The sequence below is a fragment of the Protofrankia sp. Cas3 genome, from assembly GCF_963555955.1.
GTDB lineage: Bacteria > Actinomycetota > Actinomycetes > Frankiales > Frankiaceae > Protofrankia.
In genome coordinates, this window is record NZ_CAUVXP010000020.1 from 17264 (window position 1) to 41839 (window position 24576).

The 24576-nt window shown below is 66.5% G+C and carries 18 protein-coding genes; 8 read left to right on the forward strand and 10 right to left on the reverse strand.

Annotated features, from left to right (window positions below; translation table 11 throughout):
* Nucleotides 1-99 precede the first annotated feature (99 nt).
* The 3 genes from U9983_RS06155 (at nucleotide 100) to U9983_RS06165 (ending at nucleotide 2421) form a co-directional block, all read left to right on the forward strand.
* Nucleotides 100-1095, forward strand: a complete 996-nt coding sequence (locus tag U9983_RS06155) for an LLM class flavin-dependent oxidoreductase (protein WP_322753093.1) — start codon at nucleotides 100-102, stop codon at nucleotides 1093-1095.
* A gap of 48 nt (nucleotides 1096-1143) precedes the next feature.
* Nucleotides 1144-1677, forward strand: coding sequence for a hypothetical protein (locus tag U9983_RS06160; protein WP_322753094.1), 534 nt, complete (start codon nucleotides 1144-1146; stop codon nucleotides 1675-1677).
* 258 nt (nucleotides 1678-1935) lie between these two features.
* Complete coding sequence (locus U9983_RS06165; RefSeq protein WP_322753095.1) at nucleotides 1936-2421, forward strand: gamma-glutamylcyclotransferase family protein; 486 nt, start codon at nucleotides 1936-1938, stop codon at nucleotides 2419-2421.
* 250 nt (nucleotides 2422-2671) lie between these two features.
* Here U9983_RS06165 and U9983_RS06170 read toward each other — a convergent pair whose 3' ends face one another.
* Nucleotides 2672-3427: a hypothetical protein gene (locus U9983_RS06170; RefSeq protein WP_322753096.1), complete on the reverse strand. Its 756-nt coding sequence runs from the start codon at nucleotides 3425-3427 to the stop codon at nucleotides 2672-2674.
* 992 nt (nucleotides 3428-4419) lie between these two features.
* Nucleotides 4420-4560, reverse strand: coding sequence for a hypothetical protein (locus U9983_RS06175; RefSeq protein ID WP_322753097.1), 141 nt, complete (start codon nucleotides 4558-4560; stop codon nucleotides 4420-4422).
* A 19-nt stretch (nucleotides 4561-4579) separates the two neighbouring features.
* Here U9983_RS06175 and U9983_RS06180 point away from each other — a divergent pair, with 19 nt between their 5' ends.
* Complete coding sequence (locus tag U9983_RS06180; protein WP_322753098.1) at nucleotides 4580-9823, forward strand: SDR family NAD(P)-dependent oxidoreductase; 5244 nt, start codon at nucleotides 4580-4582, stop codon at nucleotides 9821-9823.
* Between the two features lie 523 nt (nucleotides 9824-10346).
* Here U9983_RS06180 and U9983_RS06185 read toward each other — a convergent pair.
* Both U9983_RS06185 and U9983_RS06190 read right to left on the reverse strand, forming a co-directional pair.
* Nucleotides 10347-11540 (reverse strand): alginate lyase family protein, encoded by a 1194-nt coding sequence (locus U9983_RS06185; RefSeq protein WP_416211291.1) that lies wholly within the window; start codon nucleotides 11538-11540, stop codon nucleotides 10347-10349.
* A 328-nt stretch (nucleotides 11541-11868) separates the two neighbouring features.
* On the reverse strand, nucleotides 11869-12276 hold the full coding sequence (locus U9983_RS06190; protein ID WP_322749889.1) for a hypothetical protein: 408 nt from the start codon (nucleotides 12274-12276) through the stop codon (nucleotides 11869-11871).
* 287 nt (nucleotides 12277-12563) lie between these two features.
* Between U9983_RS06190 and U9983_RS06195 the strand changes: the two genes are divergently transcribed.
* Entirely contained in the window at nucleotides 12564-13373 is an 810-nt protein-coding gene (locus tag U9983_RS06195) for a hypothetical protein (RefSeq protein ID WP_322753100.1), read from the forward strand.
* Between the two features lie 275 nt (nucleotides 13374-13648).
* Here the strand turns inward: U9983_RS06195 and U9983_RS06200 are convergent, their stop codons facing one another.
* The 3 genes from U9983_RS06200 to U9983_RS06210 form a co-directional block, all read right to left on the reverse strand.
* Entirely contained in the window at nucleotides 13649-14800 is a 1152-nt protein-coding gene (locus tag U9983_RS06200; RefSeq protein WP_322753101.1) for an XdhC/CoxI family protein, read from the reverse strand.
* A gap of 128 nt (nucleotides 14801-14928) precedes the next feature.
* Nucleotides 14929-16821, reverse strand: a complete 1893-nt coding sequence (locus U9983_RS06205) for an AMP-binding protein (protein ID WP_322753102.1) — start codon at nucleotides 16819-16821, stop codon at nucleotides 14929-14931.
* A gap of 151 nt (nucleotides 16822-16972) precedes the next feature.
* Nucleotides 16973-17935: a LysR family transcriptional regulator gene (locus U9983_RS06210; protein ID WP_322753103.1), complete on the reverse strand. Its 963-nt coding sequence runs from the start codon at nucleotides 17933-17935 to the stop codon at nucleotides 16973-16975.
* Nucleotides 17936-18292: 357 nt separating this feature from the next.
* Between U9983_RS06210 and U9983_RS06215 the strand changes: the two genes are divergently transcribed.
* The gene (locus tag U9983_RS06215) at nucleotides 18293-19189 is read left to right on the forward strand and encodes an alpha/beta hydrolase (protein WP_322753104.1); all 897 of its coding nucleotides are present in this window, start codon (nucleotides 18293-18295) and stop codon (nucleotides 19187-19189) included.
* A gap of 151 nt (nucleotides 19190-19340) precedes the next feature.
* Here U9983_RS06215 and U9983_RS06220 read toward each other — a convergent pair whose 3' ends face one another.
* Nucleotides 19341-19703 carry a limonene-1,2-epoxide hydrolase family protein gene (locus tag U9983_RS06220; protein ID WP_322753105.1) on the reverse strand — a complete coding sequence of 121 codons (363 nt, stop codon included), beginning with the start codon at nucleotides 19701-19703 and terminating at the stop codon, nucleotides 19341-19343.
* Nucleotides 19700-21067, reverse strand: a complete 1368-nt coding sequence (locus U9983_RS06225; protein WP_322753106.1) for a flavin monoamine oxidase family protein — start codon at nucleotides 21065-21067, stop codon at nucleotides 19700-19702. The genes U9983_RS06220 and U9983_RS06225 overlap by 4 nt, the downstream gene beginning before the upstream one ends.
* Nucleotides 21068-21666: 599 nt before the next feature.
* Here U9983_RS06225 and U9983_RS06230 point away from each other — a divergent pair.
* Nucleotides 21667-22440 carry a maleylpyruvate isomerase family mycothiol-dependent enzyme gene (locus U9983_RS06230; protein ID WP_322753107.1) on the forward strand — a complete coding sequence of 258 codons (774 nt, stop codon included), beginning with the start codon at nucleotides 21667-21669 and terminating at the stop codon, nucleotides 22438-22440.
* A 377-nt stretch (nucleotides 22441-22817) separates the two neighbouring features.
* On the opposite strand, the gene gap is transcribed toward U9983_RS06230, so the two are convergent.
* Nucleotides 22818-23831: a type I glyceraldehyde-3-phosphate dehydrogenase gene (gap, locus tag U9983_RS06235; protein WP_322753108.1), complete on the reverse strand. Its 1014-nt coding sequence runs from the start codon at nucleotides 23829-23831 to the stop codon at nucleotides 22818-22820.
* 185 nt (nucleotides 23832-24016) lie between these two features.
* Here gap and U9983_RS06240 point away from each other — a divergent pair, with 185 nt between their 5' ends.
* Nucleotides 24017-24553 (forward strand): CGNR zinc finger domain-containing protein, encoded by a 537-nt coding sequence (locus tag U9983_RS06240; RefSeq protein WP_322753109.1) that lies wholly within the window; start codon nucleotides 24017-24019, stop codon nucleotides 24551-24553.
* The last annotated feature ends 23 nt before the right edge of the window (nucleotides 24554-24576 follow it).

Below are 24576 nucleotides of genomic sequence, written 5' to 3' on the forward strand. Positions count from 1 at the left end.
GCCGCCGCGCCCTCCGCCGCCTCGCGATCTACGCACCCCAGCGCCGCTCCGTGATCCACGCCCCTATTGCCGGGCGCTCTTACAAGGAGAAGACCAGCCGTGCCCCGTTTACGCCTGTCGTTCGACCTTCGGCGCCCGGATTTCGCCACCGCCAGTCCGGCCGATCTCGCCGCAACCATGCTCGACATCTGCGAGTGGGCCGACCGACTCGGCTTCGATCTGGTGTACTTCGGCGAGCACCACGGCGCCGAGGACGGCTACCTGCCGTCACCGCTGATCGCCTCGGCCGCCGCCGCCGGCCGCACCGCACGGATGCGGTTCCGCCCCATCCTGCTCGCTCCGCTCTACCACCCGCTCCGCCTCGCCGAAGACCTCGCGGTCGTCGACCTGCTCAGCAGCGGCCGGATGAGCCCGGTGTTCGCCGCGGGCTACCGAACGCCGGAGTTCGACATGTTCGACGTCGGTCTCCACGAACGGCGCAGCCGGGTCATCGAAGCCATCGAGGTCTGCAAACTGGCGTGGACGGGTCAGCCGTTCGAATTCCGCGGACGCACGGTGACGGTGACACCAACCCCCGCCCAGCGGCCGCATCCGCCGATCATCATGGGTGGGGGAGCCGAAGCGCCCGCACGGCGAGCCGCCCACCTCGCAGACGGCTTCGATCCCGCCGAACCCCGCGCCTGGGACTTCTACCGGGACGAATGCCTGAAGCTGGGACGCGACCCCGGCCCGTGGATTCCGCGCGGCCCGACGTTCCTCTACGTGTGCCCGGATCCCGACGCCGGCTGGGCCGACGTCGGCCCGAATCTCCTGCACGCCGCAAACAGCTACGCCCGGTGGATCGCCGAATCAGCAATGGGATCCAGCGAGTGGTATCCGCCGATCGGATCCGTAGACGAGCTACGCGCAGGCGGCGCCTACCAGATCGTCACGCCCGAACGCTGCATCGCCATCGCCCGAGAGCTCGGCCTGGATGGTCACCTGATCCTCCGTCCTCTCTTCGGCGGCACCGATCCGAAGAAGGCGTGGGCCAGTCTGCAGCTCTTCGAGACGGAGGTCCTGCCTTACCTCGACCTCGCCGAGCCAGTTGCATGATGAGACGCCCATCAGCTCGGCTACCTGACGCCGGATCAGCCCTAGGGCGTGTCTGATGGATCTTCGATCACGCGGATCGATGTTGACTGCCTACGAGCCGTCGATCAACCCGCGACGATCTCCAGACGTCCACCGAAGGCTTTAACCCACCCAGCGGCAACCACCCGGCGGCTCGACGAGGTACGAGCGCTACGGCTGCGCCGTCGCGACGCGACGGACCTCGCGCTGATGCGGGTGGACCAGCTGGAACAGGACTCCACCGTGGTCGACTTCGCCATCCGCATGCTCGCCGGCCTGGTCCGCACGGGGAACACCGCCGTCCTACGGCAGGCGTTGCCCGACGCCCTGCCCTGGACGACGTTCCTGCCAGCGGAGGACCTCGACGCCTTCTTCACCGAGTTGATCGAAACAGCCCGCGGCGCGATGACGCTGAACACACTGGCTCCCATCGCCGTCCTGCTCGCCCAGTGGCGACACAGCGCCGAGATCCACGCCGACCCCGCCCTGTACACGATGCTGACTCGGGAACCGGACGGCGATCTCGGGCCTGTCCCCCGGCCGGCCGCCGTCGAAGCGGAATGAGCCCGAAGCGAGGAGACCGCGCCGCTGTGCCGCCCACCGGCGGCGGACGCATCTGGTATCTGATCGACGAGTCGAACCGGACCGTGTAGGTGATCTACGCCGGTACCGGCCATCCCAAGGCCACCGACTGAGAGCCAGGGTGGCGGACGAACGTGGCCACCCACGGACGCCGGTGGATGAACCGCAGCATTTCGGTAGCGCCCCGGCGTCGCCCTCGCCGACACCGCCGCGACACCGCCACCGCGGGAAAGGTCTTCCATGCCGCCTACCAACGCCTACTCACCCCAACCGAGCGTGCCCACCTCTGGCCGGCTGGCCGCCCTGGCGACGGACCCGGCGCCCCTGTTCGTCTACGGAAGCCTGCTCTTCGATGACGTCGTCCGCATCCTCATCGACCGCGACCCCCACCGCACACCGGCCACCGTGCACGGATGGCGTGCCGCTGCCCTACCCGGACGCGTTTACCCCGCGCTCATCGCCGAACCCGAAGCGACCGCTTCCGGGCATCTACTCGACGACCTCACCGCCGAGGAATGGCAAACCGTCGACACCTTCGAAGCCGACTTCTACATCCTCGCCCGGATCACCTTTGCCAACGGCAAGAATGCGTGGACCTACGCCGCTGAGGACCCCGCCACGGTCGAGCCCGTCACATGGGACCCGGAGATCTTCGCCCGGCAGCAGCTATCCGCCTACCTCACCAACTGCACCGCCTGGCGTCAGCACTACGACGCCAGGCGATAAGTCGACGGAGGAGGATCTTCCGGTAACCACCGGCGAGATGAAACCACCTCGACAGGCGCCAAGAAGACCCGCCCGCTACCGTACCATCCAGTACAGCATCTAGATCATCACGATACAGAAAGTCCATACCCCCGCGGTACCGGCCGTGCCGTTCTCTCCCCCGGCGACGACCTACGGGGAATCACGCACAGAGACAGCACATCGATGGGAACGTCGCTGTATCGACCGGTGCGCGGCAGTGGAAACGGCCTCAGCCGGCAGCTGACCCGCCGCCTTGCCGACTGCTGTTCCGGATCTTATCGGTGAGATCTTCCACCTGATCTGCCGGTGGAGGAGTTATGTCACCGAGCGGCACCCCGTAGTCGAAGAATCCGACGGTGTTGCCCACCGTCATGGACGAGCCGGCGACGTTTCCGGTCATGTTTTTTATCGTTATCGAGTATGCCATTTGGATTATCCGACCCTCGGAGTCGATCCAGACGTCCGCCGGGAATGTTTTGGTGGCGATCGAAGCGGACAGCATCTTGGCCGCTGCGGACGGCCGCTCAGCGGCGGCTTTTTCCGGATCGACGACCAGTGCGTACCGGGTGGCGCGGACTCCGCGAATGTCTTCTTCACCTACTACACGGGGTTCCCCAACGACACCGTGGAGGAAGGAAAGGCCCTGGCGCGGGTCGCTCCCGGACGGTCCGGTGAAATCATTGACCCCCATGCCGAGCAGGGCGCTCAGGTCGAAACGAATCCAGGTCTTGCCGGGAGGGAGGGAGAGTTTTTCCTGATCCGCGTACCGAATGTACTCGATCCCGTCGAGAACCATGCCCTCATAGTCGCCGGCTTGGGTGACGTTTCCCTTAAGGCGCATCGTACGGCCGTCGAGGGTCGTCACCCCTTCGCCGGTCGCCTCGATGGTCTCGGTCCTGCCCTCGACGGGCACCGTCAGCCGCTGGCTGATCGAAAAGCGCATCGTCGTCGCTTCCAGGGTCTTGTCGTAGGCGGCCGCCACCACGGTGACCGGGTCCTTCGACGATCGCCCGTCCTCGGCGCCAACGGTTGACGATGCGCAGCCCGTGAAGGCCAGGACAGCCAGGATGATGCCGAGGGGTGCGCGAGGATATCGCCGCATGGACCTTCTCCGGGAGAGGGGGTGCCTCATCGTTCACCCAATCTTTGGATCAAAAGATCAATAAGAACATTAATATGTACTTATGGTAGCATTTTTCTCCAGCACCTCGGACGACTTCTCCCGAAACGCTGCGGTTGGGTCTGGCTGCCGAGGTTCTCCAGCCTGCCGGTAGTCGCGAATGATCCCGTCGAGACGATCACGATTGTTGATCGTTGATCGGCGTGCCGGGTTCGGACAGCAGGCCAGTGCTGGTGCTGGGCGGCACCTGCTGCTGCAGTGATCGGTGGGGCCGGCGGCTGTTGTAGTGATCGATTACCACATTTGGTGGCCGTCGCAGTCCGAAACAGGACAGTTGCTTCCAGGCAGGACCTTCCTCTATCGTCAGCCATGCGATGCACAACGTGGCACCGAGCCGACGACTTGGGGGGTCTGAGTGCCTGTTTTGAATCTTCTGTCGACCCTGCTGACTACTTACACAGCTACGACTTGATTGAATTGGCCTTAGAGCGACCGGCGACAGGGGGCGCGGCGTCGCGGGACTATTGCCGGGCGCTCTTTGGGAACGATGTAAATCTGGTGTTGTGGCAGGAGCATCAGATTCACATCGTTAAGAGCCTGGTTTGAATCCTCTGTCCGGGCGAGCCCAAGATTCAAAACAGACTCTTAACCGTGCTGACCGCAGGTGGAACGGCGGGTACAGAAACCTCGGGAACACCGGCGCCGCTGCCGCAAGCCGCAAGCCGCAAGCCGTAATCAGAACCGAGCTGGTACGCGTCCTCATTTCCCCGAACAGCACTCCTCGCGAGATCCCCGTAGATTGAACTGGCGCCTTTGATTGGGTTTCCCCAGCCGTCAGTAAAATGCCGGTCGATCAACTACTCGGCGTCGGCGTCGGCGTCGGCGTCGGCGTCGAAAGTGGCGACATAGCCTGTGTGGTCGAGCCGGCGATCGAGCATTTCGAGCAGGCCGAGAGCAGTTTCGCCTTTAAGGTATTCGTTCCGTTCTTCACCGTCCATGTTCGAAGGAACCGATCCTATGGCTGACGTGACAGAATCCATTGCGATCATTGGCATGGGTTGCCGCTTCGCGGGCGGCGCCGACACACCCCAGAAATTCTGGCGGCTGCTCGCACGGGGCGAGGATGCGATCTCCGAGGTCCCGCCACAGCGGTGGGCGTCCTACGCCGAAGCCAGCCAGGAGAACGCCGCGGCGCTGCGTAAGACCACGCGCTTCGGTGGCTTCCTCGACGACATCGAGGGATTCGACGCCGAATTTTTCGGAATCATGCCGCGCGAAGCCGAGCTGATGGACCCTCAGCAGCGCATCCTGCTGGAGGTCACCTGGGAGGCGCTCGAGCACGCGGGTATCCCGCCGGCGAGCCTCGCCGGTGGCGACGCCGGGGTGTTCGTCGGCGTCGGCTCGGACGACTACGGTCGCCGCCTGCTCGAGGACCTGCCCCGCATCGAGGCCTGGACCGGCATCGGGGCCTCCATGTGCGCCGTCGCCAACCGTATCTCCCACGCTCTCGATCTGCGCGGTCCCAGCCTCGCCGTGGACACGGCCTGCTCGGCGTCGCTGGTCGCCATCCACCTCGCCTGTCAGTCGCTGGCCCTCGGTGAGACTCCGGTCGCGCTGGTCGGCGGCGTGCACATCATGGCCGGTCCCGGCCTGACCATGGTCCTCGACGCGGCAGGCGCGATCTCGCCGGACGGCCGCTGCAAGTCCTTCGACGCCGCAGCGAACGGCTACGGCCGCGGGGAGGGCGCCGCGGTGATCGTCCTGAAACGGCTCGCCGACGCCCAACGTGACGGAGACCAGGTGCTCGCGGTGATCCGCGGCAGCGCGGTCAACCAGGACGGCCACACCAACGGCATCATGGCCCCCAGCGGGGAGGCACAGATCCATCTGCTGCGCCGTGCCTACCGCATGGCCGGCGTGGAGCCGGCGACGGTCGACTACGTGGAGGCGCATGGCACGGGTACCCGCGCCGGTGACCCGATCGAGGCCGCCGCGATGGCCGCCGTGCTCGGGCGAGGCCGGCCCGCCCGGCAGCCATGCCTCATCGGCTCGGTGAAATCGAACATCGGTCACCTGGAGGCCGGCTCCGGTGTCGCCGGAGTCATCAAGGCCGTGTTGGCGCTGGGGCATGCCGAAATACCGGCGAGCCTCAACATCAGCGAGCCCAACCCGGCCATCCCCTGGGACACCGCCGGGCTCGAGGTGGTCACGACGACCCGGCCGTGGCCCGTCACCGAGCACCCACGCCGTGCCGGGGTCTCCGGCTACGGCTACGGCGGCACGATCGCGCACGTGGTGCTTGAACAAGCGCCCCCGAACGTGACCGAACCCCTGGTGGACACCGCGCAGCCGTCCCTGTTCCTCGTGTCCGGCGCCACCGAAGCCGGCCTGACCGCGGCCGCCGGGAATCTCGCAGACTGGCTCGAGACCGACGGCGCGGGCACCCCACTGGCCGCGGTCGCCCACACCCTGCGGGAACGGCGCAGCCACCTCACCCACCGTGCCGGAGTCGTCGCGGCCGACCGCGCCGAGCTGGTCGCCGCTCTGCGTGCGGCGGCGGCCGGTAACGAGGCGGCGGGCGTCCGGCTGGGGACGGCGAAACGGCGGGCGATGGGCCCGGTGTGGGTTTTCTCCGGACACGGGTCGCAGTGGGTGGGCATGGGGCGCGATCTGCTGGCCACGGAACCGGCGTTCGGGCGGACGATCGACAGGGTCGGCGAGATATTCGCGGCGGAGATCGGGTTCACTCCGCGTGCAGTGCTCGTCGGCGACGAACTCTCCGCGGTCGACGTCATCCAACCGATGATCTTCGCGATGCAGGTAGCGCTCGCCGACGTGTGGCGTGAGCACGGCTTCGAACCCGCCGCAGTGATCGGCCACTCGGTCGGTGAGATCGCCGCAGCCGTGGTCGCCGGTGCGCTGACCCTCAGCGACGGCTCGCGGCTGATCTGCCGTAGGTCGATTCTGCTCCGTGAGGTGGCCGGCAAGGGCGCGATGGCCATGGTCAACCTGCCCTTCGACGAGGTGCGCGCACGGCTCGGTGAACGCAACGACGTCGTCGCCGCGATCGCGGCTTCGCCGTCGTCGACCGTGATCGCAGGCGACGTCGATCCCGTCGAGGCAACAGCCCGCGCCTGGGAAGCCGAGAAGCTGGTCGTCCGCCGGGTTGCCGCCGATGTCGCCTTCCACTCGCGGCACATGGATCCCCTGTTGGACAGGCTGGTCGCGGCGGCGAACGGGCTCTGCCCGGACATCGCCTCGATCCCGGTCTACACCACCGCGCTGGCCGACCCGCGCGCGGAACCGCTGCGTGACGGCGCCTACTGGGCGGCCAACCTGCGCAACCCCGTCCGGTTCGCGGCGGCTGTACAGGCGGCGGCCGAAGACGGCTACACCGCCTTTGTCGAGATCTCCGCGCACCCCATCGTCGCGCATTCGGTAGCCGAGACCCTGGACGCGCTGGGAATCGCGGACGGCTACGTCGGCGGCTCGCTCCGGCGCGGCACCCCCGACCAGCGCACGCTGCTCGCCAACGTTGCTGCACTGCACTGCGCGGGCGTCGAAGCACGCCGCGCGTCCGGCGGGCAGCCGCTGGCCGAGTTGCCCACGACGCCGTGGCGACACCGGCGCTACTGGCGCGACTCCGCCGTGAGCCGGCCCGTGCGCTCTCACGACGTCGAGCGCCACACCCTGCTCGGCGGCCACACCGTCGTGGTCGGTTCGGGTCGGCTTGAGCTCTGGCAGACCTACCTCGACCTGACCTGCCGGCCCTACCCCGGCGACCATCCGGTACACACCGTAGAGATCATTCCTGCGGCCGTGTTGCTGCACACCTTCGCCACCGCCGCCTCGAACGGCGGCTCGTTGGCCGCGCTCGCCGACATCGTGCTGCGCACTCCGGTCGTGGTCAGCGCACCGCGCGAGATCCAGATCTCCTGCCAGGATTCGACGCTGCGGCTGAGCTCCCGGCGCGTCGGCGGCACGGGCGACGGCGGCACGGGCGTCGGCGGCACCGGCGAGGGCGGCACGGGCGAGGGCGACGGTGTCTGGCTCACCCACACCACGGCCGCCGTTGATCCGCTTGGTGCGGTCGCCGAGCGGACGCTTGAGCTCGCCGCGTTGCGTGCGAGCTGCCCGGACGTCCTACCGAACGACTTCGTCGTCGACCGTCTCGCCGGCATCGGCGTCGCGGCGATGGGCTTCCCCTGGCACATAACCGAGCTGCGCGTGCTCGACGGCCAACGGCTGTTCGCCGCGGTGGACTCCGGCTACGGGGCCGCCCCGACGTGGGCGTCGGTGTTGGACGCTGCGCTGTCCATCGCATCGGTGGTCTTCGGCGGGCCGCCGACTCTCCGGATGCCCGCCGGGATCAGGCAGGTGGCGTTCAGCGGTGACTCACCGTCACAGGCCCTCATATACATCCGCACCAGCGTGGAGCGCCCCACAGACACGGCGGACGTCGACATCGCCACTGTCGACGGCCGTGTGGTCGCGACCCTGACCGGCTTGCGCTACGCGGTGCTCGACGGCGACCCGGGCGCCGCTGCCAGTCCGAGCAGGCTCGTCCACGAGATCGTCTGGCGGCCCCTGACGGTGGCAGAGGACACCTGCGCCCTCGACGCGGTCGTCATCGTCGGCACGCCACTCGAGGCGATCGCGGACGCGGCGCGGGACGCGGGGATTGCGATCTGGCAGATTGCGGACGCCGACGCCCTGGACGGGTTGCGTGACCGAGCAGGCGCGAACACAGCGGTGCTGGTCGGCCCGACACCGCAGGGCGACAACGAGGCTGACAGCGCGCAGCGCTCCGCATGGCTGCTCGCCTGCGTCGCCCAGCGTGTGTCGGGCTGGATGGGCGGGCGACCGAGAATCTGGGCGGTGACCAGCGGTGTGCCCGACGGCTCGCTCACCGGCGCCTCCATGTGGGGCGTCGGCCGCGTCATCGCCGGGGAACAGCCCGAGCTGTGGGGCGGGATCGTCGACAGCGACCACCTGGCCGCATCGGCCGAGCGGCTGCTCGCGGTCCTGCGCGCGCGACCCGACGAGGACGCGGTGCGGATCATCGAGGGTCGGACGACAACGTCGCGCCTCATGCCTGTGCCCGGCCACATCGTTCGCCCCGCGCCCACGTTCCGCCCGGACGGCACATATCTGGTCACCGGTGGGATGGGAGCGCTCGGCCTCGAGGTAGCGCGCTTCCTGGCCGGACGCGGCGCACATCGGCTCGTCCTCGCAAGCCGGCGCCCCTTCCCGGAAAGGGCGGAGTGGGACCGTTGTTCGGACGAGCGGATCCTCGCCCAGATCGAGGCGGTGCGGGCGCTGGAATCCCTCGGCGTCACGGTCAAGGTCCTCTCCCTCGACATCACCGACGCCGAGGCGATTCGGACGGCGCTCGACCCGGCGGCGCTCGGCCTGCCGCCCATCGTCGGGATCGTGCACGCCGCCGGGATATCGGACGACCGGATGCTCGGCGAGCTGGACGAGGACTCGCTGGCCGCGGTGATGGCGCCCACAGCGCACGGCGCGCTCGTCCTGCACGAACTCTTCCCGCCAGGCAGCGTGGACTTCTTCGCGATGTTCTCCTTCTGCGGGTACCTGCTGGGCCTGCCGGGTCAGGCGAGCTCCGGCGCGGCGAACGCCTTTCTGGACGCACTGGCCGCCCACCGGGGTGACGATACGATCAGCTTCGGCTGGACCTCGTGGCGAGGGCTGGGCATGTCGACATCCTCGACCATGATCGACCTTGAACTCAACGCCCGTGGCACTGCGGACATCTCGCCCCTCGAGGCATTGCGCGCCTGGGATTTCGCCGAGCGGCGTGTCGGCACGCACTGCGCGGTCCTACCCATGATCACAGTGGATTCCGGCATGCCGAGACCACCGCTGCTGCGGGAGATCACCGTCGAGGAGACGGTCGCGGGCAGATCCGGCCCCGCCGACGACTGGTCGGCACTCGAACCCGCCGAACTGCTTGACCAGCTCATGGACATGGTCCGCACACAGGTCGCCGAGGAGATCAAACTGGCTCCCCAGGAGCTGGACACCGGCAAACCGCTGCTGGAGATGGGCCTGGACTCAGTGATGACCCTGGTTATCCGGCGACGCCTGGAGAAGCTGTTCCGCGTCCCGCTGCCGGCGACGCTGCTGTGGAACCGGCCAACCGTGGCGGCGCTGGCCGAGTACCTCGCCGAGGTGCTGAGCGGCGGGGAAAGGTCGGCCGCACCTGACGAGGGCGAAGTTATCCCGGCGGGCGCCGTATGAGCGCCGACGTGGCGCCCTGGGTCGATCGGTGCGTGTGCGGCGGACTGTCCCGCTCCACTTTCCGCGATCTCGAAGGCCATCCACCTGTCGTATGCGATCTCTGTTGTGGGGATCGCGGCGGGCGGGAAGGCCGACGTGGACCCCGCTAGGATAGGCAATGATATAATCGCTTACGCGATCCAAGGGGGGGCCATTCGGGCACCGTGGATCCCATCGCATTGTTGGAGACCGCCAAGCACTCCCGTGCCGCTCGACCATGACCCCGCCCACTCACCATGGTCATCAACGTCCTCCCCCAGCTCGTAATCCGGGTCAAGATAACGAGCTCAGCCAAGATTCTGGGGAACGATGTGAATCCGGTGTCATCATGACGGCCCGAAAATCACATCGTTCCCGACTCCGAGGTGCCAGCTGAGGGTGGAAGCCGAGGGGGAAGCCGAGGGCGGAAGCTGGTCAGCTGGTCAGACGCGCACCCAGAGCCGGTTGCGCTAAGCGCCCGATCCGCAACAGTGGAGGCGATCTGCTACAGCGTGTGGGTCAGGGTGCCAAAGCCCAACTGGTCGAACCCTCCGCTGTTGGGACCGTAATCACCGCCACCGCCCTCGGCCCGGACCCTCGCGGCATAGGCAGTGACATTCGGTGCCGCCAGCCCCCGGCGTTTGACGTAGTGGTTGTAGACGAGCTCCCAGGAGGGTCGGTCGAGTCCGCGACCGGCTTCGGCGACGACGGTCTGCGACTGCTGTTGACAGTTCTGGCCGGTACCCCAGGTGTAGGTGGTGAAGGGGACGGACTCGCCCAGGTTGTACTTCGCGACGTATTCGCAGCCTCGCAGGAAGCGACTGTCGCTGTATCCGTACATGTCCTGACCCTGATTCCAGGCCATTTCGCAGAATGCGCCCATCAGGGCGGGGCCAAGCGTGGCATGGCCCTGGTCACGGCCGCTTTCCTGCCACTGACCGAGCCCGCCCGGGTGCAGGAACGGAACGGCCTTCATGATGGCCCCGTTCCCCGCGCCGTTCTTGAAGTATTCGATGGCCCGGTCGAACTTGGCGCGGTCGTCGCAGAGGATGCCGATGGCCAGGATGGAGGCCATGTTGCACAGGTCCCAGTTGGCCCAGTAGTTGGTGATACAGGCGTCATTGTGCTCGCGGAGGAACCGGTCGTTCAAGGGGTAGAAGACGTTCAGCATCATCGCCTTGAACCGGTTGAGATCGAATCCGTCGTAACCCCGCATGATCTCGGCGGCGTTGGCGAACTGGTAGCCGTATATCCCGGCGGCGAGGTACCGGTCGGCGTTGCCGGTGACCATCGTCAGCGTCGCGGACCAGGCGTTGAGAATATCGCGCGCCGCGTCGGCGTGGGCGACGTCCCCGCTGATCTTCCAACGCAGCGCGTTCTGGTAGGCAGCGTGGATGTCGTTGTACAGCTGGGAGTAGTTCTGCCCGTCCCCACCCCGTATCACCGTCGCGATCGGACGTGCCTTCCACGTGCTCTGGGAATGGCCGTTGGCTACCAGTCTGTCCCAGCCCGCTTTCCACGGTGTGGTACCGGCGCGCACCTTGACGGTCATGCGGTCGAAATCGGCCTGGGTGTGCAGCATGCCGGGATGGACGAAAGCGCCGTTCGCCGGCCGGCCGGCAGCTGCTGCCGCACTCGGTGCCGGCACGGCCGTGGTTGGACCTGGTGTGGCCGTGGTTGGAGTTGGTGTGGCCGACATGGCCGCTCCTGGCTCACAAGCGGTCAGTGGCACGGTTGCGGCTGCAGCCGCGGCGAAGCCGAGAAGATGGCGCCGGCTGATCTGGTTGGTCGGTCCCGTGGTCGTGGACACGGAGCTCCTCATCGGGTCGGATCCCCCCCAACCTGACAAATCACTTTATACCGCATGGCAGTCACGGCCCGCTCAAAGGGTGTGTCCTTCCATCCCGTCGCGCGTAGGCAGACCCGACCCGCAGGCGAACACGCTCTCCCGACGGTGGGTGGAGCGGTCCGCTTCCGTGGACAGAAGGTTTGGACGAGTTTCAGCGGCGGACCGCCAGGTGATCTGGCTAGTGCGGCAGGTTGAGGTCCGAGCAGACCGACAGCGCCGCCCGCGCGTCCGTGGGCAGGCCCGCGTAGTTCCCCTTCTCGGTGTCCTGCAAGATCGCACTCATTTGCAGGTGAAGCTTGCCGTACTTCTTGTCATCCTCATGCGCCGCGACCGTGCCCAGCCACGCCGCAGCGCGCAGCCGCTCGATGTCGTCAAGCTTGTCGGGACCCAGCTCGACCAGCCCGGGCTTGGTCCGGACCAGGGCCGCGCAGGCCGCCGCGGCATCGTCGGGCGCGGCGCTGGGGCTGGGGGTGTCACCGCCGCAGCCGGCCAGCGTCAACTCCAAGGCGAAGGCCATCATGAGCAAGACCGTCTGAACCTGCCGGGCGCGGATGAGCATGTCATCATTATTGACAATGCGGGACACGTTCGGAAACTCGGGTCGAACCTGCCCCGTCCGGCCCTGATCGCACACGCGGATGCCGGCTTACCCGGAAACCGTGCCGGTGATCGTGAACAGCAGCCACAGTCAAACCGCATCACGTCACCGCCGGCTACGCGGCAGGCGTAGCCACCTCCGATGATCTACCAGGTGCCGGCCTGGCCGCACGTGAGTATGTGTGGGGGGTACCCGTCTGCTGTCGGGAGTCCGCACTGCTGTTCAATAGATCAGAATCACCGAAAACCAGGCGAACCCAGGTGAATGGATCTTAAATGGCAGGTGGGGGCGGGCCAGGGCCAGGCAACAGTCCGGTACGATTAGTATTTGAAATTCTTGGAATTCTGACTACCATCTGCACCCTGCTCGCATTTGCCAGGGATCAGATATCAATACTGGTCGCTGGTTTTGTTATTCTAGCGGTATTTTTTCTGGGATATCAGATATCTTTACATCATCGCGGAAACCCCCGCCCTCCACTGCCCAGAATTTTCGCTCTGATCTTGATCGCCATATGTTTGATCCTGACGTCGGTCTTCGTTTTCAAAGGTTACCCGGGGAATCCTGGCACAAATCCGCCCGAGGGCACCAGCCCCCCTCAGCCATCGGTTACGGTCTCCAGAACTCCTAAAGACGCCTACCTGGCTGACAGCATGGTCGATACCAAAAGTTGCCAACCCTCATGTCTCCGCTTGACAACCCCTCCAGACGCCGCGCTTATTGACGGCATCGCGTACCCTCACAGCCTGTATTTCGATCTTTCCTGCACGAACAGAAGCTCACGGCAAACCGCATCTGCGAATATTTATCTAAACCGAAGCTACCGCAGCTTTCATGCCATCGTCGGCCTCGGCGGGGCACCCGACGGAATTCCAGTTCAATTCAAAGTGAGCGACGACGACGGAGAACGAGACCTCGGCATTAAGAACATAATTTACGGACAGCACGAATATTTCAGTGTCGCGGTTGACGGTATTGCCCGAATAAAGCTGGAGATCGAGTTGTCAGCTCTCGATTCATCCTCGCCTCAATGCCTGTCGAACCGATTTCAGGCGGTTTGGGGTGATATATTGGTAAGTCCTTGATTCGTTCCCGGAACCGGGCACCGGTCGACAACCGAGGGAGCACAGGCCAGGAATGTCGTTCCGGGACGCGACGAGCCCGAATGCATGCGCCTGCCCTGTAGACACACCGCAGGACCAGCCACCTGCAGGGCAGCGCCGCTCAGAGCTGTTCTAGACCTTCTGTCTGGGCGATCCAAGATTCAAAACAGACTCAAAGAGCGACCGGTGCTTCCTACTCAACCGGCGATACCGCCCCAATTGATGACATTCTGGGGGGGACGGCCCGCCTCGATGTATCACCAGATTCCCTGTTCACCCGTTCCGCAGCGGTGGATGGGACCGGCCGTTGTCGACAACGGCTGGCCGCTACCCCGCCGGCGATTCTGGATGATCTCAGCGGCGATCGACACGGCGGTCTCCTCCGGGGTCCGCGCCCCCAGGTCAAGGCCGATCGGCGCCCGGATGCGAGCGAGCTCCACCTCGGTCAGACCGGCGTCCCGCAGCCGGGTCAGTCGATCGGCATGAGCGCGCCGGCTCCCCATCGCCCCGACATACCCGGCCCTCGTCCGCAACGCGACCTCCAACAACGGCACGTCGAACTTCGGATCGTGGGTGAGTACACAAATCACCGTCGATGGGTCCACCGCAGTGCGTTTCAGATAGCGGTGCGGCCACTCGACCACGACCTCATGTGCCTCGGGAAACCGCCTGCGGGTAGCAAACACACCCCGAGCATCGCAGACAGTGACATGATAACCGAGGAAAACACCCACCCTGGTGACTGCACGGGCAAAATCGATCGCGCCGAAAACGAGCATCCGCGCGGGCGGCACAAAGGACTGGACGAACACCGTGACGGTGTCACAGCGCCACTCGTCCCGGCGCCGCGTGTCACAGCGCCGCTCCCCCGCCGGCCCGTAATGGCGCTGACCGGAGCGCCCCTGCACGAGCATGGCCCGCGCGTCCTCGGTGACCGCCGCATCGAGGCTTTCGGTGCCAAACGTGCCGGCCACCCGGTCCAGCCATACCCCACGTCGCACCCCCACCCGTGCCGGTCCGGCGATGACGGTCGCCACCGCGACCGGCTCCGCCGCCGCCACCGCCACCGCGACGGCCGGAAAGTCCGGCGCAGTCACGGGATCGATCCGCTGCACGAAGACGCTGATCGTGCCGCCGCAGGTCAGGCCGACCGCGAACGCATCGTCGGCACTGAAACCGAAGGTCTCCAGGGCCGGCTCGCCCGTGGTGAGTACCCGTCGCGCCGTGTCATAAACCGCCCCTTCGACGCAACCACCCGAGACGTTTCCAAGCACCTCGCCGGCGGTATTCACGGCCATCACCGCACCGGGACGCCGGGGCACGGACGCACTGGTCGCCACGACGGTCGCCAGGGCGAACGGCGTTTCCACCTCCCACCATCCGAGCAGATCCGTCAGCAACTCACGCACGAAACCTCACCACCCGACACCCGACACCCGAGCACGACAGACAGCCGAGCACGACAGACAGCCCGACACACCGGATGGGCGCCTGCCCATGGCAGACCGCCGGCTCCGTCACGATCAGAGCCAGCTGGTCAACCGCCATCCCGCGCCCGCAGGACGGGACGCAGGGCGTCCAGCACGGCGGCATCCTCGATGGTGGACGGCACGCCGGGCGCCCGACCGTCGGCGATCTCGCGCATGGTCCGGCGGAGGATCTTTCCGGATCGGGTCTTCGGCAACGCCGCGACGACGTCAACCTGCTTGAACGCGGCGACCGGGCCGATCTCCGACCGGACCAGGGCCACCAGTTCGGCGGCGAGCACCGCCGGGGTGATCTCCGCTCCGCTCTTCACCACGACGAGACCGCGCGGCACCTGCCCCTTGAAGGAGTCGGCAACCCCGACGACCGCGCATTCGGCGACCGCCGGGTGGGCGGCGAGCACCGCCTCCATCGCGCCGGTGGACAGCCGGTGCCCGGCCACGTTGATGACGTCGTCGGTGCGGCCCAGCACGTACAGATAGCCGTCGGCATCGACGTACCCACCGTCCCCGGTCAGGTAGTAGCCGTCGAACGCGGACAGGTAGGAGGCCACGTACCGTTCGTCGTCGTCCGGCCAGAGGGTCGGCAACGTTCCCGGCGGCAGCGGCAGTCGGATGCAGATCGCGCCCTCCGTGCCGGCCGGCACCTCCACCCCGGCGGGGTCGAGGACCCGCACGTCGTATCCGGGCATCGGCACCGACGGCGAGCCGGCCTTCACCGGCAACCGCTCCAGGCCGATCGGGTTCGCGCAGATCGGCCAGCCGGTCTCGGTCTGCCACCAGTTGTCGATGACCGGCACGCCGAGGGCGTCGGATGCCCAGCTGAAGGTGGCCGGGTCCAGCCGCTCGCCGGCGAGGAACAACGCCCGCAGACCGGACGTGTCGTGCATGGCCAGCAGCTCGCAGCCCGGATCCTCTTTCTTGATCGCCCGGATCGCGGTGGGCGCGGTGAACAGCACGTCCACCCCGTGCTCGGCGACGACCCGCCAGAACGCGCCGGCGTCCGGGGTGCCGACCGGCTTGCCCTCGTACAGGACCGTCGCGGCGCCGGCCAGCAACGGCGCGTAGACGGTGTAGGAATGGCCGACGGCCCAGCCGATGTCGGACGCCGCCCACATCACGTCGCCCGGGCCGATGTCGAAGATGTGGCGCATCGACCAGGTCATCGCCACCGCGTGTCCACCGTTGTCGCGGACGATTCCCTTCGGTCGACCGGTGGTGCCCGAGGTGTAGAGGATGTAGAGCGGGTCGGTCGCGGCGACCGGCACCGCAGCGGTCGGCCGCGCCGCGGCGACCAGCGGCGCCCACTCGAGGTCACGCCCGACAACCAGCTCGCAGCGCTGCTGTTCCCGTTGCACGATCACACAGTGCGCCGGGGCGTGGGTCGCCAGTTCCAGCGCCGCATCGAGCATCGGCTTGTACGGGACGAGCCGGGTGGGCTCGATCCCGCAGGACGCGCTGACGATGACCGTCGGGCGGGCGTCGTCGACGCGGGTGGCGAGCTCCGCGGGCGCGAACCCGCCGAACACCACCGAGTGGACGGCCCCGAGCCGGGCGCAGGCGAGCATCGTCACCACCGCCTCCGGGATCATCGGCAGGTAGACGATGACCCGGTCGCCGCGGCCGACGCCGAGGCCGGCCAGCGCCCCGGCGGCCCGCGCCACCTCGTCGAGGAGCTCGGCGTAGGTGAACCGGCGCACCACCCCGGTGACCGGCGAGTCGTAGATCAACGCGATGGCGCCGCCCCGGCCCGCCGCCACATGCCGGTCGAGTGCGTTCGCGCAGGTGTTGAGTTCGGCGTCCGGGAACCACCGGTACATCGGCGCCGCGTCGTCGGCCAGGATGCGCCGCGGCGCCCGCACCCAGTCGACTGCCTCGGCGGCCGCGCCCCAGATCCCCGCCGGGTCGACCAGACTCCGCCGGTACACATCGTCGTATGCGCCCATGCGACCATCCTCACACCACGAGTGCCTTCTCGTGAGAGACGTTCGGAGCGCACCACCGAGCGCGTGCTGGTCGAGGCAGGCCAGAGCCCCGCAGTCGCTCGCAGGAGAGATCGACGTCTGTGGAGGCCGCTCCGGTCCCGTTTCTCCTGGACTACCGAAGGCGGTGCACGGAGGAATCCGGCCACACCCGGCAGCTGGTGGTTGCGGCTACCTTCTCGGCCGTCACCCTGAGATCGACCAGTTCAGGTCGCCGTGCCCTGGTCTGAAGCATCGCGATACACACGCCGGCCGGCGGAAGGTCGACCGCCTGGGCGTAGACAACTCCGGGATGAGGGAAAAGCGCAGCCGAACTCGCCGGAAGTATCCCGATGCCCCTGCCATCGGCTACCTCGCGCAGAAAATCAGTCGGCGTCTCGCAGCGAGCAATCACCTTTGGCTCCGAACCGTCCGGGCGTGGCGAGACGGTCCAGAACGCGGCGACCGACGGTGGGGCGTAGGCGCTGTAGACCAGCGGTTCGGCCACCACATCGTTCAGCGACAAGTAGCGCCGGTGGGCCTCCTTGTGGGTGGTTGGAAGGCAGAACACCCTTGGCTGAGCCTGCAGCGGCACGTAGCTGAGATCGGCGGCGTCGGAAAGGATGTTGGGGAAGAGCGCGAAGGTCGCGTCGACGGCCCCCTTGCGCAGGGAACTGCTCTCGCCCCACCAGGGGATGGCGCGCAGTGTGAGCTCGATGTCAGGAAAGTGGTCGCTGAACAGTTGTAGTAGGTGGCGCGCCGCCGGGCAGTAGTAGTTGGGACTCGCTCCGACCACAAGCTGGCGGCGGCTGCCGGTGCTGCTACGGCCGGTGCTGCTACGGCCGGTGCTGCGGACCCGATCCAGTGAAGCAGTCACGTGGTCCACAAGCGCGGGTAGCTCCGCACGCAGAGCCTGGCCCGCCGGTGTCAGGGTGACCTGCCGAGTGTTGCGGACGAACAGGCTGCATCCCAGCGAGTCCTCCAATGCCCGCACGGACCGGCTGAGCGCCGACTGGCTGAGGTGGAGCCTTGCCGCCGCGCGGGTGAAGCTGAGCTCTTCGGCGACAGCCGCGAAGTGCTCGAGCAGCTTCAGATCCACACGCAGACTCTAGCGGCGCACCGGCAACCGTCGCCGTTGACACCAGGCGAGCCGGGTCGGCCACGGACTGTGCAGACGCCCGGTCGCGGTGGCGAGCCGGATCAAACGACAAGGGCGATCCCCGACTGATGCGTGCGACGCATAGGTAATTGACCGCTCCCGCCCCGGCCAATACTTTCATCGTCAACAGCAACGAACCGGAACCCGCCGGGGGTTGGCGAAATAATCTCCCGGGATGACAGACGGAGACTGATGCGCGCGTATAACGTAAACGTGGACGTGACCGGGCGGACGGACCTGCCTGGAGAACTGTGGACGGCCACCACCGTGTACTTACCTGATCAGCCGTGCGGTCCGATGACCGTATTGTTCGGGTTCCCGGGAGGCGGATTCGGCCGTAAATATTACGACGTCCGCGCGATTCCCGGCTACAGTCAGGCTGAATATCACACCGCCGCCGGTTTCGTCTTCGTGGCCTGTGACCACCTGTTTGTCGGCGACAGCAGCAGACCCGACGATCCCCTGGCGCTGACCTGTGAGAACCTCGCGATGGCCAACCATGCCACCGTCGAGCACGTCGTCGCGAGGCTTGGCGCCGGCTCGCTCGCGTCGGAGGTCTCGCCGATCGACGTCACGAAGATCGTGGGAATGGGTCAATCGATGGGCGGCTGCCTGCTCACCATTCAGCAGGCCAACCACCGCACCTTTGACGGCGTGGCCTTTCTCGGCTGGAGCGGGATCTACACCAATTTCCCCGCGCCCGGCGGCAGTCGAATCACCTATCCCCTGCCGCGCCGCGGCAGCGACCTACATCCGATCGCCGACCAGGTTCTCGGCGTCGTGGGCCCGGACGAGGACCAGTTCCGGTTCTGCTTCCATTGGCCGGACGAGCAGCCGGAGCTGATGGAAGCCGACCTCGCCACCTATCGCCCCTTCTCAGGTGTCGTTCGCGGCGACGACCGGACGCCGTGGGGAAGCGCGACCGTGCCGCCCTGTGCGATAACCATGATGACCGATGGTGCGGTCAGCGCCGAGGCGGCAGCCATTGACGTACCCGTGCTCATTGCGAGCGGAGAGCGAGACGTCATCCCCGATCCCTGGGTGGAACCGTCCGCCTACCGGTCATCGTCGAACATCTCAGTCGTGGTCGTTCCGCGTATGGCTCACATGCACAACTTCGCCCGGACACGCGAACAGCTGTGGGAGTACATCGCGAACTTTTCCCGCGCGGCACCGAAGGCGAAAGTAACGTAACACGAAGTGTCCGGAGTCACGGTCGTTTCACGATCAGTTGATCAGTCCGAGGACTTCGAAGGGCCTGTGGGGTCGGCGGCCTGCCCAGCGGGTTGCTTCGCTGGTGTCGTTGCGGCCGGCGAGGCGGAGGGCGCCGGCCGATTTCGCTGAGTTAAAGAGCGAGCCCCGGGTCGAAGTAGTCACGCATCAGGGTCAGCTGGTGGCCCGCGTTCATCTCGATAATGCCCATCACGGGGATCTCGTGCCACTCGCCGTCGACGCGGTGCCTGTCGATGCGCTCCGCCCAGACCGTCGACCCGTCCTCGCAGAGGCGCTTGATTTCGATGTGATCGGCCTCCGTCATCTCCTGCATGTTCGTGAACCATGCGACGACGGCTTCTTTCCCCTCGATTTTCCGCCCCAGCGTGACGTGATCGACGACGACGTCGTCGGCGAGGATCCGGGCGAATGTATCAACATTCCTGGTCGTGAACGCCGCAATGAGATCGTGGACCGCATCGGCGACGTCACTCATTTCGAGAGCTCCTCGTGAACCTCTGCGGCGGCGCGTTGTCCGGAACGCACGGCGCCCTCCATGTACTGGACCCATTGTGTGGATGTTTCCGTCCCGGCCCAGTGAATACGGCCGACGGGCCTACGCAGAGCATCTCGGTAGTTCGTCCAGGTTCCCGGGGTCGGGACACCGCTGTAGCAGCCCCGCGACCAGGGTTCGCGGCCCCAGTTGGCGTAGTAGAAATGCTGCGGCGTGCGGGCCCGCTCGCCGAAGTGCACGACAAAGTAGTCGAGCATCTTCTGCCGCACATCCTCCTCGGACCGGTCCAGCCAGCGGCGGGCGACCTCGCCCTCGATAAAGCCGACCAGAATGCCGGGGACACCGTCGGGCGGCGAGTTGTCGAAGATCGAATTGATGTCGTCCTCACTCACGACCTGACCGTTGAGGTTGTCATCCCGCCAGAACGCGTACGGGTACACGGCGTGACACTTGATCACCGAGCCCAACGGCATCCGTTGTGTGTACTGGTCGCGAGAGGCGGGCATCGGAGGGTCGTACCGGATCCGTGCGGCCAGAGCGGGCGAAGCTGCTACGATGACGTACCTGCCTTCATAACGGCCGTTGTCCGTTTCGACGATCATCGAATCGCTCGTCTGGTTGATCGTCCTCGCCGGTGACTCGTATTTGATCTTTCCTCCGAGTCGTTCAGCCAGGCGGACGGGAATCTCCTGCGCTCCGCCCAGGAAACGCCAGACCAGCGAGCTCGCCTCGAGTTCCTCAACCCCACCCGCCGCCGCGACGTAAAAGAGGAGGTGCAAGAACGACAGGTCACACGGTTCCACCGAGAAGTACCCGACGATCACGGAGTGAAGGGCGAATTTCGCACCGGCCGTCTTCAGGTTCTGCTCCATCCAGGTGGCGACGGTCTGGGTGTCCCACTCCGTCGCCCGCGACGCTTCCCACGGTGCTTCGGACGGAACTTCCCTGGAGAGCGCGTCAATCACGGCCACGGCATTCATGAAATCCGCGAGATCTTCCGTGGGAACCGGGATCTCCAGCGAGCCGGAGCTCTCAGCCGCGTAGACGGTCCGCACGCCGTCGTAGACGAGGATATGCCGCCCGTCCTGGAACGTGGGAAACGTCGTCACGCCCATCTCCTCGGCGAGCGCGAGGATCCGGGTCTGACCCGGCCCGATCCACTGGCCGCCGTTGTCCACCCAACCGCCCCCAGGTATCTGCTGGGTCCATGCGCGGCCACCAACCCTGTCCCGCGCCTCGAGCACTGTCACCGAGTGACCCTGGCCGTTCAAGGCCCAGGCGGCAGAAAGTCCAGAATAACCCCCACCGACGACAATCACGTCGACAACGTCCTGCGAACTCACCATTTATCACTCCCTACTTCGTCGGGATGCGCCCGTGTTGATCCGACCTGGATTCCAGCCCGACCGCGGACCGCAACAGGCGGTGTCAACCGGTGAAAGCAGGTTCGCTGGCATCTCGGCGAAAACTTCGGGTGGCGTCCGGCAATCAAGCATACGCCTCTGCCGTATGTCGGGTGCGTACGACACGGCATTCAGAAAGATCGGACGAAAGGGAATCGTCACCACTTTCCGAATGTATTCAAGAATGATCCCGTCCGTGTTCTTCATTCGTCCCGCGTTCACAGACCGGCTGACTGGGGTGAACAAAACAGACATCGATGCTCGCATCCAAGGAGCAGCCGAGTTTTCCAGACTCGATCCCCACGGTGCTCACACGGGATTCGTATGTTTGCGCTGTCTCTAGATCCCCGCCGGGTCGGCCAGACTCCGCCGGTACACATCGTCGTATGCACCCATGCGACCATGCTCACACCACGAGTGCCCTCCCGGCGCCCGCGCCAAGCTCGTCCGCGTCGCCAAGGAGCCGCCACCGGGTGGGGGTGTCCGCGGGCGGCCCCACGACCCTGGTCGGTCCCCGACCAGCCGGCTCCACCGGAGGAAAAGTGCCATCAGAGGCCCAGTCCGCGATCGCCGCTGTCCGCCGCTCACACGAGCGGTTGCAAGCCGTCGTCGAGCCCCTCACCGCCGACCAGCTCCGCGGTCGCTCCTATGCCGCCGACTGGACGATCGCCCAGGTGCTGTCCCACCTCGGCTCAGGCGCGCAGATCAGCGCACTCGTGCTGGACGCCGCGCTCGCCGGCCGTCCCGCCCCGGACCCGACCATCTTCGCCGACATCTGGGACACCTGGAACGCCAAGACACCCGACCGGCAGGCCAGCGACGCCCTACCCGCCGACCGGGTGCTGGTCGAGGCGTACGAGGCGCTGGACACCGACCAGCTGCAGCAGCTGCGCGTTACGTTCGGCCCGATGGAGCTCGATGCCGCCGGCATGGCGCGGCTGCGCCTCGGCGAGCATGCCGTGCACACCTGGGATGTCGCGGTCGCGCTCGATCCGGCAGCGACCGTGGACGGGGTGGCCGTTGGTGAGCTCATCGACGGGCTCGGCGTGCTCGTGGGCTTCGTCGCGAAACCGACCGGTCCGTCCATCCGCCTGCGGGTCACCACCCACGATCCCGAGCGGGAGATCGTCCTCGACGTCGACGACTCCGTGCAGCTGGCTGGATGGGACGGCCACGAGCAACTGCCGCGACTTGCGCTGCCCGCCGAGGCGTTCCTGCGCCTGGTGTACGGCCGCCTTGACCCTGACCACACCCCACCGACGCAGGTCGACGGCGTGGATCTCGACCAGCTGCGCATGGTTTTTCCCGGCTTCTAAGAGCGCCGTCGCCGGCGCAGCAGACGGCTGCTCCGGCGAACTCGGCGGCGAGCTCTTCAGTGTGGTGAACACCCTGAACAGCACCCGGGGTGAACCGGCGCTGCCGGTCTACACGGGCGTGATAATCGGATATCTGATCATTATCATTCCCGCCGGCCTGCTGATGCTGGGCAGACTCTCAGGATACAGATTGCCCGCCAGAAACCGCCCCCAGGGGTCGCACTTCCCGTCATTAAGCGGACTTCCGGTTTTTGATGTTGATTGTGCCATTGTCGGGTCCAGGTCTACTGGTGGGCGAGGGTGGGGTGCGCAGAGGCGCGTCACCCCCTGCCGACGTGGTCAGCGAGCGGCGTTCGTACGCCCGGCACGGCCTGTCATCAGCCGCGGCGGCCGGTGCCGACCAACAATGCAGTGTCGACAAGACGATTGGAGAAGCCCGACTCGTTGTCGTACCAGCCTGCAATCTTCACATGTCGACCGCCAACGACCTTCGTGAGGCCCGCGTCGAAGATGCAGGACGCCGGATTACCGACGATGTCGCTGGAGACGATCGGCTCTTCGGCGTAGGCCAGGATCCCGGCCAGGGAGCCGTTCGCGGCCGACGCGAATGCCGCGTTAACCTCCTCCACCGTGGTTTCTCTGGATATATCCACGGTGAAGTCGGTGATCGAGCCGACGGGCACGGGCACGCGCAGCGAGTAGCCGTCCAGCTTGCCTTTGAGCCGCGGCAGCACCAGGCCGATCGCCTTCGCCGCACCGGTCGTGGTTGGCACGAGGTTGATCCCGGCGGCACGGGCCCGGCGCAGGTCGCGGTGGGGTCCGTCCTGGATGTTCTGGTCCTGTGTGTAGGCGTGGACGGTGGTCATCGACCCGCGCTCGATACCGAACGAATCGTCGAGCACCTTTGCCAGCGGCGCCAGACAGTTCGTGGTGCAGGACGCGTTGGAGACGACGCTGTGCGCGGCTGGGTCATACTGGTCGTCGTTGATGCCGTACGCAAGGGTAATGTCCTCGTTCTTGGCGGGAGCCGAGATGACGACCTTTTTTGCGCCGGCCTCGATATGCGCCCGCGCCTTGACAGCGTCCGTGAACACACCGGTCGATTCGATGACAACGTCCACGCCGAGCTCAGCCCAGGGAAGACTTGCGGGGTTGCGTTCGGCGAGTACGGCAATCTTGCGGCCGTCGACAACAATTGTGTCGTCATCCACTGACACCTCTGCGCGCAGTAGACCCAGGGTGCTGTCATACTTGAGCAGGTGGGCCAGAGTCCGCGCGTCGGTCAGGTCGTTGACGGCTATGACCTCGACGTCGACACGACGGTCGAGCACGGCACGCAGGAAGCAACGACCGATTCGGCCAAAACCGTTGATACCTACCTTGACTGCCATCTCAGGACTCCCGTCATCCTCTAACCATCATCAACACAGCCGGACGCGACAAACCCGGACAGGCGTCAACACCGGACCGCCCGGCCCCGCGATCGGTGCGGTGACCCATATCCAAGTAACCATCCAGTACGGTTAGCAACCTAGCAGACTCTCGCGGAACCTGTCGATGTGGTTAGCCTGATAAAATGACATTCGCCTTCGTCAGCGGGAACGTGGCCTTGGATCTGGCAGGTACTGTGCAGCACCGGCGAACCGACGCACGGGACCTTCTCACCGCGCCGGATGACCTGGCCTGCTGGATCGTCGAGGCCGGGCTCGTCGACGAGCGGCCGCCGGTCGACGCCGACGGACTCGTGTGCGCCGTGCGCCTACGCGAAGCGATCTATCGGTTGGCCTGCGCGGCCCGCGATCGCGCCCCCTACGACGCCGCCGACCGCGCCCTACTCAACGCCGCCGCAGCGGCGATGCCGGTGCAAGTGCACCTGGCCGCGGACGGATCGGCGTCGCGCGACGGCGACCTGGACGCCGTGCTGTCCACTGTGTCCCGCGCGGCAGCCGAGCTGCTGACCGGCCCGCTCGCACATGCCGTCAAGGAGTGCGCCGCCGACGAGTGCACCCGGCTCTATACGGACACCTCGCGCCGCGGTTCCCGACGCTGGTGTGACATGCGCTGGTGCGGCAATCGCGCCAAGGCCGCGACATTCCGCTCCCGGCGCTCCTGAAGACACCAACGGCTTGAGCCCGG